The 18,177-nt window shown below is 48.2% G+C and carries 11 protein-coding genes and 1 tRNA gene; 5 read left to right on the top strand and 7 right to left on the bottom strand.

The features are described 5' to 3' along the window. The 3 genes from Q0668_RS16185 to Q0668_RS16175 form a co-directional block, all read left to right on the top strand. Window positions 1–2,556: DUF1553 domain-containing protein (locus Q0668_RS16185; RefSeq protein ID WP_298866518.1), on the top strand; the 2,556-nt coding region annotated here is incomplete at its 5' end. A 6-nt stretch (window positions 2,557–2,562) separates the two neighbouring features. Further along, the gene (locus Q0668_RS16180) at window positions 2,563–4,029 is read left to right on the top strand and encodes a DUF1501 domain-containing protein (RefSeq protein WP_298866515.1); all 1,467 of its coding nucleotides are present in this window, start codon (window positions 2,563–2,565) and stop codon (window positions 4,027–4,029) included. 141 nt (window positions 4,030–4,170) lie between these two features. Continuing rightward, window positions 4,171–4,620 carry a VOC family protein gene (locus tag Q0668_RS16175; protein WP_298866514.1) on the top strand — a complete coding sequence of 150 codons (450 nt, stop codon included), beginning with the start codon at window positions 4,171–4,173 and terminating at the stop codon, window positions 4,618–4,620. Between the two features lie 87 nt (window positions 4,621–4,707). On the opposite strand, the gene Q0668_RS16170 is transcribed toward Q0668_RS16175, so the two are convergent. Further along, a tRNA-Pro gene (locus Q0668_RS16170) sits at window positions 4,708–4,781 on the bottom strand. A 411-nt stretch (window positions 4,782–5,192) separates the two neighbouring features. On the opposite strand from Q0668_RS16170, the gene Q0668_RS16165 reads away from it, so the two are divergent. Next, window positions 5,193–6,680 carry a sulfatase gene (locus tag Q0668_RS16165; protein WP_298866512.1) on the top strand — a complete coding sequence of 496 codons (1,488 nt, stop codon included), beginning with the start codon at window positions 5,193–5,195 and terminating at the stop codon, window positions 6,678–6,680. A gap of 134 nt (window positions 6,681–6,814) precedes the next feature. Beyond that, window positions 6,815–9,421 (top strand): serine hydrolase, encoded by a 2,607-nt coding sequence (locus tag Q0668_RS16160; protein ID WP_298866510.1) that lies wholly within the window; start codon window positions 6,815–6,817, stop codon window positions 9,419–9,421. Window positions 9,422–9,478: 57 nt separating this feature from the next. Here the strand turns inward: Q0668_RS16160 and Q0668_RS16155 are convergent, their stop codons facing one another. From Q0668_RS16155 to Q0668_RS16130, 6 genes are all read right to left on the bottom strand, one after another. After that, on the bottom strand, window positions 9,479–10,486 hold the full coding sequence (locus Q0668_RS16155) for a tetratricopeptide repeat protein (protein WP_298866508.1): 1,008 nt from the start codon (window positions 10,484–10,486) through the stop codon (window positions 9,479–9,481). Window positions 10,487–10,795: 309 nt separating this feature from the next. After that, complete coding sequence (locus Q0668_RS16150) at window positions 10,796–13,105, bottom strand: hypothetical protein (RefSeq protein WP_298866506.1); 2,310 nt, start codon at window positions 13,103–13,105, stop codon at window positions 10,796–10,798. A gap of 210 nt (window positions 13,106–13,315) precedes the next feature. Then, window positions 13,316–14,125 (bottom strand): DUF1573 domain-containing protein, encoded by an 810-nt coding sequence (locus Q0668_RS16145; protein WP_298866504.1) that lies wholly within the window; start codon window positions 14,123–14,125, stop codon window positions 13,316–13,318. Window positions 14,126–14,243: 118 nt separating this feature from the next. Beyond that, on the bottom strand, window positions 14,244–15,530 hold the full coding sequence (locus tag Q0668_RS16140; protein ID WP_298866502.1) for an MFS transporter: 1,287 nt from the start codon (window positions 15,528–15,530) through the stop codon (window positions 14,244–14,246). A 117-nt stretch (window positions 15,531–15,647) separates the two neighbouring features. Then, window positions 15,648–17,195, bottom strand: coding sequence for a Gfo/Idh/MocA family oxidoreductase (locus tag Q0668_RS16135; RefSeq protein ID WP_298866500.1), 1,548 nt, complete (start codon window positions 17,193–17,195; stop codon window positions 15,648–15,650). Between the two features lie 134 nt (window positions 17,196–17,329). After that, on the bottom strand, window positions 17,330–18,177 hold an 848-nt coding region (locus Q0668_RS16130; protein WP_298866498.1), incomplete at its 5' end, for a DoxX family protein.

The raw sequence follows: 18,177 nt of genomic DNA, 5'->3' as shown, positions 1-18,177 counted from the left end.
CCCGATGCCTATGAAAAACTGGTTGATCGACTGTTAAGTTCAAAACATTACGGCGAACGCATAGCGCTGATGAGGCTGGATGCGGCCCGGTATGGTGACACGAGTGTGTATCATGCAGACGGGCCACGCGATATGTGGGCCTGGCGCGATCGCATCGTGCAAATGTACAACGAAAATATTCCCTTCGACCAGTTTTCAAAAGAGCAACTGGCCGGCGATTTGATTCCCAATGCAACACCATTACAAATGGTATCCTCAGGTTTCAATCGTAATAATGGCACAACGGATGAAGGTGGCTTGATACCGGAAGAGTACCGTGTTGAATACGCGGTTGATCGAGTGAAGACAACGTCGACTGTGTGGTTAGGTCTAAGCATGGAATGTGCGCAGTGTCATGAACATAAATACGATCCGATCTCGCACGAAGATTATTACCGATTTTTTGGATTCTTTAATATCAGTGCCGACGCGGGCAGTCAGACACGCAAAGGTAACGCGAAGCCGATTGTTGAATTGGTCGATCCGGAAAAACAGAAAAAACTGCCAGCCATGCGTTCCAGAATCAAAGACAACCAGAAATTGATCACCGCCCGTCAAAAGTCGGTTGGTCCCCAATATGCCGCCTGGTTAAAAACAAAAGAGAAACAGCAAAAGGCAAGTCCCGCTCATGTTGAAGGTCAGTTGCTGCGATTTGTGCTCAATCGGGGGGAAGGAAAACAGGTCGTCGATCAAGTTGATTCGAATCGAAAAGGGACCATTCATGGAAATGCGAACTGGGTGAAGTCTCCCCACGATCAGGCGATAAAATTCGATGGTAAGACTTATGTCGATTTAGGTAAAGTGTGTGATTTTGAACGGACAGATTCATTCTCCTACGGTGGTTGGCTCAATCTCGATCCCAAAGGGGCGGGTGCATTGCTCGCGAAAATGGATGATGCCAACAGTTTTCGTGGTTATGATATTCTCATTTCAGGCGATAAAATTTCAGTCCATATTATTAATAAATGGCCCACGAATGCGATTAAGGTTACTACGAAGAAAAAACTCAAGCCCTCTACGTGGCAGCATGTGTTTGTGACCTATGATGGTTCTTCCAAAGCGAAGGGAGTTAAGATATATGTCGATGGCCAGTTATGGGATTGGAAGATTGAGCAGGACCGATTAACCGAATCGATTCGCACTCCCAAAACATTACTCATTGGCAGTCGGCATCCCAGTTCGCGGCTGTTGGGAGCCGTTGATGAAATTGCAGTCTTTGATCGCGCTCTCAGTCAATCTGAAGTTATCGCACTTTCTAAACAGCATTCCATCACAACACTGCTCTCTGTGGCTCCTGAAAAGCGAACGCCAGAGCAACAGCAACAATTACGTCAGTATTATCTGGAGCATGAAGATAATGAATATATTGCCCTGCTCAAAAAGAAAGAGAAGTTGAAAGCGGAGGAGGCAACGCTGCTCAAACCATTGACGACTGTGATGGTGATGGGTGACATGGCGAAACCTCGCGATACTTTTATTCTAACACGTGGCGCATACGATGCACCGACCAAACAGAAGGTACAACCGGGAACGCCTGCGGTTCTGCCTCCCATGCGGAAAGATGCTGCCCAAAATCGTTTAGGTTTAGCGCAATGGCTTTTTCAGAACGATCATCCACTCACGGCCCGCGTCGCCATCAACCGCTATTGGCTAATGTTGTTTGGAACAGGGCTCGTCACCACGCCGGAAGATTTTGGTTCACAGGGAGCCTTTCCCAGCCATCCCCAGTTACTTGACTGGCTGGCAGTTGACTTCCGGGAATCAGGTTGGGATATCAAACGGATGATCAAGCAAATTGTGATGTCGGCAACGTATCGGCAGTCTTCCGAGGCATCTCGTGAGACTTATTTACAAGATCCTTCGAACAGATTGTTGGCGCGCGGTGCTCGTTTTCGATTACAGGGAGAATTTGTCCGCGACAGTTCTTTAGCGATCAGTGGATTACTCAACAAAACGATGGGAGGTCCGGGCGTGAAACCTTATCAGCCTCCCGGTCTCTGGAAAGAAGTCGGGCTGAGCGGGAAACCTGACTTCGTTCAGGATCAGGGTGAGAAACTTTACCGACGCAGTCTCTATACCTATTGGAAGCGATCCGCTCCTCCTCCCAATATGCAAATATTTGATGCACCAACGCGGGAAAAATGCACGATCAGACGACCTCGTACGAATACACCGCTGCAGGCATTAGTGACGATGAATGATATCCAGTTTGTAGAAGCGGCACGCCAACTTGCAAATCGAATGTTAAAAGAGGGCGGCACGTCAAATGAGGCGAAAATATCACATGCCTGTTTATTGGCAATGGCAAGGGAACCCCGTGCTTCAGAACGCAAAGTGCTTTTGAACGTATATCTTGAAAGTTTGAAGCACTATCAGGCAAACCCCAAAGCGGCTGAAGAACTGATGAAGGTTGGTGAATCTCCAAGAGATGAAAAAATAGACGCGATTCAACAGGCTGCCTGGACGGTTGTTGCCAACACGATTTTAAACTTAGACGAAACTTTAACGCGTGAGTAAAGATCGATGAATCCAATTGAAGAATATCAGCGACAGTTAACGCGTCGGCAGTTATTGTCTCGTTCCCGTGGTTGTCTAGGTGCTGCTGCACTCGCCAGTTTAATGGGGGATGTTCCCAAGTTATCCGCGGCCAGTCCGACAAGTTCTGATCAACGTGGATTACCGGGACTGCCTCATTTTGCGCCCAAAGCAAAGCGGGTCATTTATCTTTTCATGGCCGGTGGTCCCAGTCATATTGATTTATTTGATTACAAGCCGGTGCTCAAGAAGATTCACGGGAAAGAATTGCCTGAGTCTGTTCGTAAAGGACAACGGCTCACTGGAATGACCAGCGGTCAAAAATCGTTTCCCTGTGTTGCGCCCATGTTCAATTTCAAACGCTATGGCGAACGGGGAACATGGATCAACAGTGACATTTTACCACACACGGCATCCATCGCCGATGACATAGCCATTATCCGTACGATGAATACAGAAGCCATCAACCATGATCCTGCTATTACCTACATCAATACGGGAACACAACAGTTGGGTCGGCCCAGTTTTGGATCGTGGCTCAGTTATGGCTTAGGTAGTCCCAACAAAGATATGCCCGCTTATGTTGTGATGATTTCCGTCGGTAATGGACCCGGACAGGCACTTTATTCACGACTCTGGAGCAGCGGGAATTTGCCTTCGCGTCATCAGGGGGTCCAGTTTCGGAGTGCTGGTGACCCTGTATTGTATCTGTCCGATCCTAAGGGGATCGATCGAGGACTGCGTCGAAAAATGCTGGACGGTCTGGCAAAACTGAATGCGGAAAAAGCCGCGATTTCAGGCGATCCAGAAGTTGATGCGCGGATCTCGCAGTATGAAATGGCGTATCGGATGCAAACCTCGGTCCCCGGTTTGATGGACTTGAGTGGAGAGACGCAGGCAACATTTGAAATGTACGGTCCTGATTCAAACAAAAAGGGAACTTTCGCCGCGAACTGCATTTTAGCACGCCGGATGGCTGAACGTGGTGTGCCCTTTATTCAACTCTTTCAGCGTGGTTGGGATCAACATGGTAGCCTGCCTAAAGGAATTCGAAATAATTGTGATAAAGTCGATCAACCAGCGGCCGCCCTTGTGAAAGATTTGAAACAACGCGGTCTCTTAGACGACACGGTTGTTATCTTCGGCGGTGAATTTGGCCGCACAATTTACAGCCAGGGTACGCTGACAAAAGACAACCACGGACGGGATCATCATGGGCGCTGTTTCTCAACCTGGGTCGCTGGTGGCGGATTTAAACCGGGCATCGATTACGGCGAGACCGACGATCACTGCTATAATATTGTGAAAGATCCCGTCCATATTAACGATTTGAATGCCAGTGTCTTGCACTGCCTGGGCATCGATCACAATCGCTTTACGGTGAAATACCAGGGGCTCGACCTCAAGCTGACAGGCGTCGAAGGCGCGCATGTCGTAAAAGGACTGCTGTCGTAATAGAGCGGGGAGAGACTACACTGGATCTGAGGGGGTGATTTACACAACGATGCTTGTGCGCTTCTTCTTGATGGGGCAGCGGATCTATGTTAATCTATTTCGACCGTTGTTTTAGTCGCCATTGTTTCAGTCGCCATCAAAATGCCGAGTCCCACTATGCAGCTCGATCCCTTTCACCTCGCATTTCAGGTTCGTGATATCTCTGAAGCCAGAGAGTTCTATGGCGAGTTACTTGGTTGTAGCGAAGGCCGCAGTTCCGAGTCATGGGTTGATTTCAATTTTTTTGGGCATCAGGTCGTGTGTCACTTAAATCCGGGGATTGGTCCTGAAGGAAAAATAGCGTCGCACGCAAATCCCGTGGATGGTCACGGTGTTCCCGTCCCCCACTTTGGTGTCGTCTTGACGATGGATCGATGGAAGTCTCTGGCGGAACAATTGCGTGCGAAAAAAATCGAATTCGTGATTGAACCTTACATTCGATTCGAGGGCCAGGCAGGTGAACAAGCCACGATGTTCTTTCTAGACCCCAGTGGAAATGCCCTGGAATTTAAAGCATTTCACGACATCGAGACGCAATTGTTTGCCACTTGATTATACGAGCGACACTTTGGTTGGCCCAGGAATCTCATAGACCAGATTGCGTTATTGTAAGCGACTGTAAATCAACTCTTTAAAAAGTCGGGATGACAAGATTTGAACTTGCGACCTCTGCGTCCCGAACGCAGCACTCTACCAGGCTGAGCTACATCCCGTCGGAAAACCTATTCTACCAAGAGAGTATGCATGGTCAACTCAACAGTAATGGATCTCAGAATTGCGAATTGATCTCAACTGAACGAATTGAATGCCAAGGAATGATTCGTCTTGAGATGTGTCTTTTTTGAGTGGCACGCAACTCGTTTTCAGGTGGCAATCAAGCCAAATGGGAAGTTGTTTTCCGTTCTGGAACTCGTTATAAAATAAGGACCTGCTTCGATATTCGAGTTGTCGTTATGGTGGTCGTTTTCATTGGCGAAATGTCAGGATTGTTCCTGATCTGGATTTGAGCGAAAGATCGCTCGATGACTCTACAACATTTTCCTCATTAAGCTATCGCATCATGGCACAGAAACCGGTCGTTTCTTAGACAGCAAACAATTTCTGACACAACTGGAGAAGACTTCATGATTCGCTCGATTTGTTTGTGCTTCACCGCACTTTTGTGCTGCCTGGTTTCTTCGGCCGCATCTGCTGGCGCCCCACCCAATATTGTTCTGATCTTTATCGATGATATGGGCTGGAAAGACATCGGTTGCTATGGCAACGATTTCGTCGACACTCCTCGCATTGATCAACTTGCATCGGAAGGTATGCGTTTTACTGATTTCTATGCGGCAGGCGCTGTTTGTTCGCCGACGCGGTGTGCATTGCAATCGGGGCAGAATCAGGCACGTATCGGAATCACTGATTTTATTTCCGGTCACTGGCGACCATTTGAACGCGTGATTACTCCGCGACCTACAATGGCACTGCCATTGGATACGGTGACTGTTGCTGAGTCACTGAAGTCTGCCGGATATTCATCTGGATATATCGGAAAATGGCATCTCGGCACCGGAGTACAGTTTCAGCCTGATGGGCAGGGGTACGATTTTTCGGCGGTGATTGGTGGGCCCCATCTGCCTGGAACCTACCGGGTCCAGAGACGTCCTGATTTGAAACCGAAGCCCGCGCAGTATCGTACTGATTTTGAAGCAGACCTGAGTATTGATTTCATTCGAAGTAACAAGGATAAACCATTTTTTCTACTGCTTTCACCTTTCGCAGTCCATATTCCATTGGGAGCTATGTCGGAAAAGGTTGAGAAGTATCGGAAGAAAGCAAACGAGCTGAATCGCGAATTTCCGCATCCTGTTTATGCAGCGATGATCGAACATTGCGATGACATGGTGGGCCGAATTGTTGATGCTGTCGAAGCTGAAGGGCTGACGGACAACACAATGATTATCTTTACATCGGATAATGGTGGGCTCTACCGCCGCTATGACTATCGCGAACAAGCTGATGACAATGTTTCGAGTCTAGCACCACTCAAAGGTGAGAAAGGTTCGTTGCATGAAGGAGGCGTCCGCGTGCCATTGATCGTGAAGTATCCGCCTCTTGTGAAAGGGGGAACCGTCTGCTCCGAACCGACAATTACGTACGACTTCTATCCCACCTTCGTTGATCTTGCCGGCGGTTCGCTTCCTAAGAATCAGACAATTGATGGCCTCAGCTTGAAGCCGCTACTTTCGGAACCGGGAGCCAAACTCAACCGTGATGCACTGCATTGGCACTATCCGCACTATCATCACGATCGACCGGCCAGCAGTATTCGTGAACGCGACTGGAAGTTGATCGAGTATCTCGATGGCACCGGTGATGTTGAATTGTATCAAATCACTCAGGATATTGGTGAATCAAAAAACCTTGCGAGTGAAAAGAAGGGACGTGTTGCCGACTTGAGATCAAAACTCAAGGCATGGCGTGGGGATGTGATTGCACGGATGCCGATACCCAATCCGAATTATGATCCGAAACGTGCAGATCAATGGTGGAGCACACGATCGGGCAAGCCGATTGACAGCGACCGACGCAAACGCTTCCCGCCGACAGAGAAGGATCGACGATGAGCCTTTGTTGTTTCGACTCAGTATTTAAAGACGAACCGTCCGTACGATCGACTTCTTGATTTTGGAATGTGCTGCATCCAGTTTACCGACAAAAGGGCCGGTGAAAAGAAATGGACTTTTGAAAGCTTTAAACCATGAAGATAACACGAATTTTAATTTGTCTGTTTTTGCTGATATCGACTGTTGCGAAAGCGGACGAATCGCTTGTTCTACTTGAGGAGTCCTTTCAGAAACCACTTTCAAAAGAATGGTTCTGGGGTTTGGGAACATGGAAGGCGAATAAAGGAGTTTTGCGGGGCTATGAGTCGGGGCCAAGACGGCATGGCCCGGTTAAGATGAGACGATTCGTGCTAGGCGACGGGAAAGTCGATTTCGAGTTTCGACTAGAAGGCAAAGCGAAATTTGCAGGAATCATATTCAATGGTTCGCAGGAACGCGGACATATTGTGCATCTGGTAATCAGTCGCGATCAGGTTCGTGTTCTTGGACATGCAAAGAAAGGGAAGTCGGAAAATCTTCTACAGAAATCGCATCAGATTAATACAAGCCAGTGGTGTCGAGTCCGCGTTCAATTTGACGGGACTGCAATGACCGTTATGGTCAACGACAATGAGTTCAAGGTAAAGGCCGATTATATCGGTGAACGCAAACTGACATTCGGGCTTGGTGGTGACTCGGGCGGGCCGGAGGGAGAAAAGGCGGGAGCTTTGGAATTCCGCAATCTACGCATCAGGCCATCAGTAAATCAAAAGCAAACAGGCATCGGTGCGATAGGTGATGTGCGTCAGGTGCATTCCAGTTTTCAATTCACAGAAGGGCCAGCTGCGGACGCAATGGGAAACGTTTATTTCTCTGATTTGCGAACAGAAAAAGCGTATCGTGTTGCCGCATCAGGCGAATTGACAACGTTTCTTGAAGACAGTTTGCGAACAAATGGTCTGTTCTTTCATCCGAATGGTCGCCTTTATGCCTGTCAGTCGGGAAGTCAAAAGACTCCGGGGGCACCATCGCAGATCGTTGCCTATGATGTCGCTAGTGGAGATTATAACGTGATCGCTGACGCCTGCGAGGGGAATTCATTCTACCGCGTCAATGATCTTGTTCTCGATTCGAGTGGTGGTGTCTATTTTAGCGATATCGGCGGTTCGAAAAAGAATCCCGGCCCCAGTAGTGTCTTTTACTGTTCTCCTGAAGGAAAAGTGACAAAGCTGGTGAGCGATGTTTCACGTTGTAACGGCGTGCTACTTTCTCCTGATGAAAAAACGCTGTATGTGCTCCCTTCGGGGCAGGCACAGTTTCTTGCATATCCGATCAAAGCACCCGGTCAGATTGGACCGGGACGTGACTTTGGTGCGCTTATTCAACGCGAAGGTCAGCCGGCAAGCGGTGGCGACGGATTAACGGTTGACGTTCAAGGGAATTTGTATGTCACACGTCCACGGGCGAATTGTATTCAGGTGTTTGGTCCGGAAGGCGATACGCGGGCAGTGATCCCTTTTCCTGAAGGTCCCGCGAACTGTACTTTTGGCGGGTCCGATCGCAGAACATTGTATGTAACAGCAAAGACATCACTTTATGCCGTCAAAATGCCGATTCCCGGTTTTCAACTAGTGAAAAAACAGAGTCTGAGTGAAGAGGGCCGATCTAAAATTCGTGCTGAAATTCAGGCGGTGATCAATGAAGGATATTACCCGGGAATTTCTGTTCTACTGATCCACCGTGGTAAAGTTATCATGCGGGAAGCACATGGTGTGGTTAACATTCAATCGAAAAAACCATTTAGTGTTGACCAACTCTGCTGGCTGGCTTCGACGGGAAAGTTATTTACCGCCACACTAATGGCTTCGCTGGTCGATGAGGGACTTTTGTCATTTAATGATCCCATTTCCAAAACATTTCCCGAATTTTCTGAGATCGGTCTGCAGGATGGGACGAAACCAAAGCAACCAGTTCGCTTACGCCATGCACTTAGTCATACGACGGGGATTCCAAACGATCGCTGGTTGAAATCAGAAAAGAGTCTCGATAAAAATTCTCCGCAACTAGTGAATTATTTCTTTCCCAAGAGTCCTCAGGATTTTGTGAAGGGCTGTTTGAATGTGGGGCTTGTGAACGAGCCTGGGACACGCATGCTTTATGGTCGGCCGATTGATCTTTCTGCCTGTGTTGCTGAAAAAATAACGGGGAAAACGTTCGTGGAATTGATGCAAAATCGTGTCTTTAAACCACTGGATTTAAAACGTTCGACCATTCAGCCAACAGAAGAGGAGCTGAAACAGCTTGCGCCACTTTACCAGTCAAATAAGGCTGGAGTCTTCGAACCGGATTCTTTCGCGTTAGAAGTGGCAGACCGACAAAACAAGCGTCTCTCTACGGCCGGCGGTGGTGTCTATACGACACTTGACGATCTTGGTCTATTGATGCAATTGCATTTGAATCGTGGTGTTCACAACGGAAAACAAATCATTCGTGCAGAGAGTTTACAGCAACTTTACCAACCCCAACCGGGAACCAATGGTCGCTATGGTCTAGCTTTTCAGATTCACAAGAGCGGGGTGAATGGTAATTCTCGTATTCTTTCGCATCCGGGTTATTCCGGCCCCGTCGCCTGGGTCGACTTTGAGCGTGAACTGGTCGGCGTGCTGTTGATGCAAAGTAACACGGTGAATCGCTCGAAGCATCATCAGCGTATCATCGATACGATCTATCGTTTGATCCCTGCGGTGAAACCTCTTGATTGAAGGCTGTTCGTTCCGCAGGGGGAATCATTGCGTTGCTGGTTGATGTCTGACTGTCGCCTAGTAAGGCGATACAACTGGTGCACCTGCTGTGGCTGGTACGGCCGGATAATGTGCCGGATCCACATTGATTGGATCGGGAGTGGCCACCATTGCGGGGGAGCCTAATCGAATTGGTTGGCCGGGTACAGCGAGCATAGGTTGTGAGGCCAGTGACTGGCTGGGTATTGCACCGGCATGGCTCATCTGGGGGGAATTCATCATAGCGATCGTTCCCGGATTTGAGCTACCGTATGTGGGCAGAGGGTGAGTATATCCTGCATGGGCTGTGCGAGTCTGATAGCGGAACAGGCTGCCGTTACCAAGTGGTCCATGCTCCCAGCCTTTCGCGACAATTCGGTCGTTGGAGCTTGGAGTCGCGTATGGCTTTTTGATGGAAGCGATCCGTGATTGTACTTGTGGTTGATACCATTCTGAGTGGAGAGATTGTTCATACATGGCCAGTGCTTCTTGTGACCGTCCTGTCTGCTGATATACCTGTCCCAAATGTGCCAGTGCTTTGGGATGACTGGGATCGATATTCGATGCTGTTTTCAAAGATTGCTCTGCGCCTGTAATGTCTCCAGATTGTTGTTGCAACCATGCCATTTCCAGATGGGATTCTGCGATGTAAGGCTGGGTGTCCCGCCATGCGGTGACGTGTTGCACTGCTTCCTGCTGACGTCCCTGGCTGATCATCAGTTCGGCCAATCCGTGGTGAGAGGGTTGGTGGGATGGATCAATTTTTAATGCATTGCGGTAGGTCTGTTCGGCGCCTGCCAGATTCCCTTCTTTTTCCATAACGATTGCCAGGTTATGGACATAATCTGGGTTGCCTGGATTGTCAGCAATGGCTCGCGTAAAAGCTGCCTGTGCTTTGGCATATTCGCCTCTTTGATAATAGCCATTTCCCATTTCATTACTGGCAACTCCGTGCATCGAATTGCAACCGGAAAATGTTAAAGTTCCCAGCGATAAGGTAATGATCATGAAGCTGATAGACGAATTTTTAATCCGGGTTGAGTGCATCGTGCACATCTCCATCGTTTGTAAGCATGAAAACAAAATCAGAGGCTGGATTGATGCTGTCAGAAAATGGTTTGGGTAGGAAGTGAATTGTTTGAGTCGTTTAAGTCATGAAATGACCAGGAGGAAGTGCAGGAAAGATAACAATCCTTTGAAATGTCGGCAAGAGGAATCTTCCAATTTTTTTTACGGAAATCGAATGCGGGGATAAAAAATATTATGAATGCTAAGTTGTTACTGATAAATGAAATAGGTGTGTTTATTGCTGGGTGATGTGATTCCAATCGTCGAGTTTAGGAACAGGCATATTGATTACTTTTGCGGGGCTGGTGCAGCTGGATCTGGTTCGACGAGTGATCCATGTTTTTCAATATGCGAGAACCATTTTCGCGCAGTTGAGCGTCTTTGCGTTGGTGTTGCAATGGAGGAGTAGTCGATCGGTCTGCCTGTGAGCTGATGGATATAATTGAAGGCCAATTCCCTGACAGCAACATGAGGATGCTCAAGCCATTCTACGAGCCTGCCTGAAATGAACCGATCCTGTGCATCCTCTTTCTGGAATCCCCAAAGCAGTCGTTCCATGATCTCGGCCAATTCTGGAGAAAACTGTTCTTGCAGCGCTACTGTCAATAATTTTCCATTTTCAGGATCGCGCGAGAGCCAGTTACGGATTCCGTTGATGGCGGTAATCCGCGATTCATGATGGTCTACTTCATTAAGCACTTTCACCAATTCCTGATAGCGGTTAGTTATTACCAGGGATTTCGTTCCCAGGTCTGAAATGTTCGGCTTCAAATCCTTGGTAATTGCAGGCATTGTGAGCGATACGAGTTGGTCGTCATTCAATTCTTTGGCAAAGGCTGCAATGGAGCGGCGTGCAAGGTAAGAGTTGTCATTAAAGTCAGGTTGGACCCAACGGGGGATACGTAAAGGTTTTGATTGTCCGGAAGGGTGAATCTTTTCTTCAGCACGGTCTTTGGCAGAAAGTGACATCCAGTTTCCGGCATCGATGGTCTGTACTTTGCCTTTGCCATCAGAGAAACGGATCATGCCTGAGTAGGTATATAAAATTCCGGTATAACTATTATCGCCAAGTGCCTCCCCGGGTTTGCTTGGCTGTACTGCATCGATTTCAATCCCACAAACACTGTCTGTGGTGACAAGTTCAATTCGCCAGAGCTCGTTTCTTACTTTTATCGATAGAATGGGGCCCGCTGCATTTTTTGCGTCATTTAATCCACGTGATGCTTCAATACGGATTCGGCCTTCCTGGATCTTAAAACCCATTTCAGCGGCTTTATTTTTGCCTTCATACGTAACAGCGGTGCCGGGAAGTAGTACGACCTTGCAGAGGGCTTCTGGTATATTGATTCGTGCGGTGAATGGTTCGGGTGAAGCAACGGGCATGCCAGCTTGAATCGGACTGACCTTTGAACGGGAGACCCAGTCATTTTTGTCTGCGAATTCGCGTTTGTCTCCTGCGCGAGTTAGAAAGAAGCCGTTCTCAGATTCGATTTGAGCAGCCGGTGCCTTTTCTGGAACATCTGCTAATTCAATTTTTTGTGGGATTTTGTTTTTTGGGATGTTAGCCGTATTCAGTGCGACAGTTTTATCGGGGGCTGTAGTTGCGGGCGGTGTCGAAAGTGGTTTTGTTTTCGTCGTGTCAGTCTTTACAGTCTGTGTCGCTGCGGGTGGTTCAACAGAGGGAGTCTTTGTTGGGTTGGGTTTTGCGACGCTCTCATTCTCTGCATCTGCCGGAGGTGGCGCATCGAATGCCAGCGGTTTCTTGTCCATCGGGGCTGACTGAGGAGTTTTCGTTGAAGATTGGCCATCTGTGGCTGTTGTTTGTGTCGTTACTGGCTGATTTTCAGCAGAGCCAGTTTCTGTCTGCTCGGTGTCTGCCGGTACAGGAATAGGGGCTACCTGATTATCTTGTGAATGACTTGCTAGTTGCGTCGACGTGTCTTGATTTGAAAAAAAAGTGGGATCGCCAAAGAAAAGGCCTGCCCAGACGCCGGCTGCTAACAAGATCAGGAAATAAGGTGTGAACCGTTTCCATAATGGTTTCGTCTTGAGGTAGTCGGGAATGCGGGAAGAAAAAGGCTCGGGATCTTTTGCAGGAACGCTACTTCTTAAGGGATCTTGTGCAGGCTGCTGGCCTGGTTCTGAAGTAGTATTGTTCTGGTTTGGTGCTGTTTCTACTCCGGGAGCGACGGAACCCAAGACGTGTTCATCTGCGATGGGGCCTAAAGCATAAATCCGTTCGCGTGTATTTGCATTGACTGTTGCTGGTTCTCCGAGAACCAGTGTTAAAATTTGATGAGATGCAGCAACTTCCACGAGATTGACATCAGAATTCAGGCAGACTTTTTCAACATCAGCTACGATCTCTGGTGTTAATGTATTATCCAGATATTCGGCAATCGTATTGGCATCCGGGTTGGAACCAGCCCCTTCTATTTCTGGAGCGGTCAGGCGTCGTCGGCGCATGACGTCTTTGATTCGGTCAACAAGCGAGGAAGCATAGCTGCTTTCTTCGAGCTTCTTCCCAATCTCTTTAATCTGATTGGGTTCGAGAACGTCATCCAGGTAGGCGATTAATGTTCTTAATGTCAAACGCATAAAGCACCATTGTCCGTTGAAGAAATTACGAGCCGTCTAAGTTCATTTGAAGTCAGAACCCGCGAAAGCACATGGGAAACGGGTCTCTATCACTAATAGTGACCCTCCGGACGGGATTCCGTACAAGAATCTGAAGGATTTCCGAAAGATTGAGAAATCAGTTTTGTGGAATTCGCTTAAGTCTCATGGGGAACGGCATTTAAGCGAGGTCTAATTGGCAATTGGAGAAACAGTCTTGTTTCTTTGCGCCGTCTTTCGATCGGGACCTTGAATGATGATCGGAACAAAAAGTTCTGGGAAATCGGTGTCATTGGTTTTGATGACAATCAGTCCATTATGCTTTCCGGGGGGAATGGTGTCCTCGACGATCACATTCAGTTTCTGCTGTCGAATCCCATTCTTGATTTCCAGGCTGCCGAGTTCTGCTTTGGCGTACTTTGTCGTGCTTTCCACACTGATGATTTTGAAATCGGTTCCTGCGCGATAATCGGAAACGGTAACAGGGTGTGTGGTGCGACCGGGTGTGAATTGATAGACGACCAGCGCTTTGGGTTTCACGACAAGTCTGCGGGTAGGTAATTCCAGTTTGAGTGTTAGCCTTGTGGAGCGTTCCTGAGTATCCTCGTAGTTGAAATCGACAAAATATTCTTTCTGGCCGGGTGATTCTCCAGCAGTTTCCATTTTGAGTTGAAACTCGCCGACTTCGTTGGGCAGGTAGACTTTTTTCTCCAGCTGAGGATTAAGGCATCCACAACTGGGGACGAGTTTTTTTACGGTGACTGTATGTTTGCTGAGGTTCTTAAAACGAAAACGAGCTCCGACGGTGCGTGTTGTTTCTTTGACAGGGCCGGTGTCAACAAGATAGGTTTCGAAAGCCAATGCAGGCCTAGGCTCACCTGCCTTTGATTTTTGAGGCCGTGATCCGGCTATATGAGCATAACTGGCTGTCATGAGAGGGAGAGTGGCCAGGACTAGTAGAACGGGTCTGGTCCATGTGGAATTTAAGAATCGATAACGCATGGCATCCGTGCCTGTTAAAGTGTCGGTCTGGTAATTTTGAATTCAAACGGGATATATCATTAACAGAATCGAGTCTTCAGGGCAAGATCGGGTTATTTGGATTACTTTTTGTGCTATTTCAGGTATCAGATTTAGCGGTACTGTCTGAATTTGTAGTCTTAGATTTCAGGCCGCTCATCAACAGGAGTCCCATCAGCATGATGCCCGCACCGACGTAATAGGGGGAGTTGATACTGCCCGGGATCAAACCGTTTTGCGTTCCTTTAAAGAGAACAATCCCGGCCAGTGGACCCAGAATGCGGGCCAAAGCCGAGATGCTTTGTCCGACTCCCAGGACTCCGCCTTGCTCATCATCTGGTGTATTGAGTGACAGAAGTGATTGCAGAGAAGGGGTGGTTGCAGAGAAACCAACGACAGAGATAGGGAGGACGGCATACAGCAAAGCGTAGGAGCCAGAGTTACCTGCAACGCCGATCAGGAGCAGGCCTGCCACCATCAAGATAATCCCTGCCATTCCCATACGATATTCACCAATTCTGGGGATCAAACGTCTGACCAGAATTCCCTGACTGAGCGTCAGGATTAATCCGATGTATGCAAAAACGTAAAAGTTACTACGGGCGGCAAATCCCAGTTCTTGAGTCAGCAGGGAGAGAGTGGATTCGAATTGTGCGAAGGCGAAAGTGGTTAAAAATATGGTAAACAGGATCAAACCAATTTGTGGGCGAGTCAGAGCATGGCGGAAACTGTTGATATCAAACCAGTGTAGACGTTTGGAAAGTGAATTTGACTTCTCTTTACTGAGAGATTCGGGCAACATGAAAATCGAGAGTAAAGCGGCAATTCCCGAAAGAACGCAGGCAACATATCCCGGCGCCGCGCTCGGTGTAGCGCCCACTTCGGAAGAGACAAAGGCGGCCCCGATCAAAGGTCCAAACGTGAAACCGATACCAAATGCCGCGCCAATGAGCGCCATGCCTTTTCCCCGTTCTTTGGGTCCGGTAATGTCTGCAATATAAGCTTGCGCTGTTGGGATCGTTGCACCGGCGATTCCTGCACCGATGCGTGTAGTGAATAACCAGGATAAGGCACCAATTCCCAGAAACATGCCTTCTTTACCCAGTGATGTTGCGAAGCCAAACATGCCGTAAAAGATGGTGGAGCCTGCGAGTCCCAGAATCAGTATCGGGCGTCGGCCAACACGGTCAGAGAGACGTCCCCAGATTGGCGCAAACAGAAACTGCATCGCAGAAAAGGATGCCATCAGTAGACCCAGCGTGCCGCCACCTGCTTCAAAGTGTTCTCCGTATCGAGGCAGTAACGGTAAGACGATTCCGAAACCGAGCAAATCGATAAAGACCGTCACAAAAATAAGCAACAGGCCTGCCTTGCGTCCTTGCGACACGTGAATTTCCTTAGAGCTGAGGTGCTGAATAATTTAAAAAGAAACAATGCCGAGGTGGGTATTCCTCGGCATTGTTGAATCATGATTGAATTAGCGTTTGAATTCAATAGACAATGATCAAGCAGTTTTATCTGCAAAATCAGCTTCCGGTGTGGCTGGGTTATCAGGATCAAACCATTCGGGTTTGAATTCAATCCGAATTTTGTGCTTCATTGCCAGGTTGGAAGTCAGAGCCATAATGGCATCGGCCATCGCTACTGTTCCGTTACATTTCAAACCACCTTCATAAGGGCCTTTGAAGTTATTGGTGCGAACGCAGTGGCAGAAATGCTCCATTTCTTCCGTGTATCCGCGGCTGATTTTTTCGCCAATCGCCCGGTTTACGTCGGAAGCGGCAGCAGAAGGGGCCGTCGTTTCATACGCGTCCAGAACCGGGCCGCTCCCATCACTGGAGTTGATGACCCATAGACGCTGGTCTGGTCCACCGCCACCTGTCGAGGGGCTGGCTTCTTTGAAGAGCAGTGCCTCTTTTTCGGTCTTCATGATCAATGTGCCGCGGCTACCCAGGACTGTTTCCCCATAAGGTTCCCAGCGGTTGGTATTGATTGATGAATAAGTCACGATGCAGATATCGCGTGGATTGGTTTTGGCATCGTAATTGGGACCTGGGAATTCGAAGGTCACATAGACATGGTCATCGATTTCGCGATCGTCTTCCTGTTTGTCTTTGGAGCCAATGCCTTTGACGCCATAGAAATTTTTCCCGCCATAACCTTGCACGGCAATGGGGTGGACTTTTCCTAGAAAGATGCTGCAGGCATCCAATTGGTGGCTTCCGAGTTCTGCCATCAATCCACCACCGGTTTTGTTATACAGACGCCAGTTGACCAGTTCGTCCATGTCATCGTAGCCATACTCTTTGACTTTGGCTTCCAGTGCTTTTGTGTCTTCATCGGGAACACTTTTGCGCCAACTGTCGCGACCGGGGAAGCTATTGTTGCGGTGCCATTGGGCGCGAATGTGTCTGATGTCACCGAGCCTGCCTTCTTTAATCAGCTCGTTGGCAGTTTCGTAGAGCACGCTGTAATGACGCTGGTGGCCTACTGCCAGTAGCAGTTTATTATCGCGTGCTTTTTTAATCAGGTCTTTACATTCGGTAATATTATGTGCCATCAGTTTTTCAGAGAGTACATGCAAACCGGCATCTAAAGCGGCAGCTGCAATGGGGGCATGCTGACTGAGTGGGACGGCAATCACAACTGCTTCCAGCCCTAATTCATTTTTGGCTGCGATCAAAGACTTATGGTCATCGAATTGTTTGATTTTCGATGCTTTTTCCTGGCCCAGTTTTTCGATCAATCCCACACGATGCTCGTTGCCGTGACCGTGCAAAGCTTTCATGCGGTTTGACGGTCGCAAGTCGGCAATGGCGACGATTTCCATGTATTCGGGGGGATGTTGAGTGATGAGCACACTCCCTTCGTCACCGGTTCCGATGAAGCCGACTTTGACTGGTTCGCCTTTGAGTTTTTCATAGCCAAAATAGGCGGCACCTAAACCAGTGGTAGCTGCAGCGGCTGCTGTGATGAAATCACGCCGTGAAAACGCTACTGCTTCGTTAAAGTTATCTTTGCCGATTTGTTCCTGTTCGGGAGTTAAATTCATATTTTTGCTCCTGATACGCATCGCGTATCGATTTCCGGTCTGGAATGATTAAGTTGTTCGATTTTAGTCTGAAAATACGGTTTTTATTAGATTTTTCTACAATTCCTACGAAATTATTGGTGGAATCAATAGCTTTACTTAGTAGGTTTTTTCTTTTTGCGGAAAAAACGAGAAATCAAAGCATCGATGCCAAACCAGGTTCCTGTAGGCAGACTGGCGATGGCCAATAATGCGATGGCTTCAATGATATTTTTATTTACAAACAAACTGTGTTCAGGTCCTGGTGCTGGTGGAACTCCGGGCCAGGGGGGCATGACCAGATAGAATGACATCAGCATGCCTGCTGCGCCTATTGCGGCGATTCTGGTTCCGAAGCCGACTAGAAGCATGATTCCGAGGATGGTCAGGCTGGCAGTTGTTAACATATTCAAGCGATACATTTGTGTGTCGGCAGGTGGTACGGGTCCTAAAGCAATTTGTTCTGCAGTGAGCAGTTTTGAGGCTTCGGTTTTCATCTCGTCTTCCAGTCCTCGGATCGGATTGACGAGACTGGCCCGCATTCCCTGAATTTCAGCCCAGTGTTTATTAAGATGGTCTAATTTATAGGTCTGATCTGCTTTGGCAAGATTTTGTTCATATCGCTCCAGAGACTTTTTGTACTGCTCGATTTTGCCGATCTTTTTGCCGTCAATTGTCCCTTCCTGTTTTTTATTGATCGAGCCGGCTACTTCAGGATTACCACGCAGGGAAGCTCGCATTTGCTCAATGTAGCTGAGCCGGGCAGAGCGGGCATAAACTTTCTCAACGGCATCATAAAATTCCTGCTCCAGTGTGGTGCCACCTGTCAATTTGCCATTGGGGCCTTTTTCAACGGGCACCATTTTCTGCAGGCGTTGCTTTTCAGCGGGGGTTAAATGTCGTTGACCGTCTACGATCAATCGTTTCCGCTTTGCATCATACTTTATCGCATTTCCTACGCTTC

Source organism: uncultured Gimesia sp. (assembly GCF_937910335.1).
GTDB lineage: Bacteria > Planctomycetota > Planctomycetia > Planctomycetales > Planctomycetaceae > Gimesia.
The sequence above is the reverse complement of the archived record's forward strand: the minus strand, read 5'-3'. Positions and strand labels throughout refer to the sequence as shown.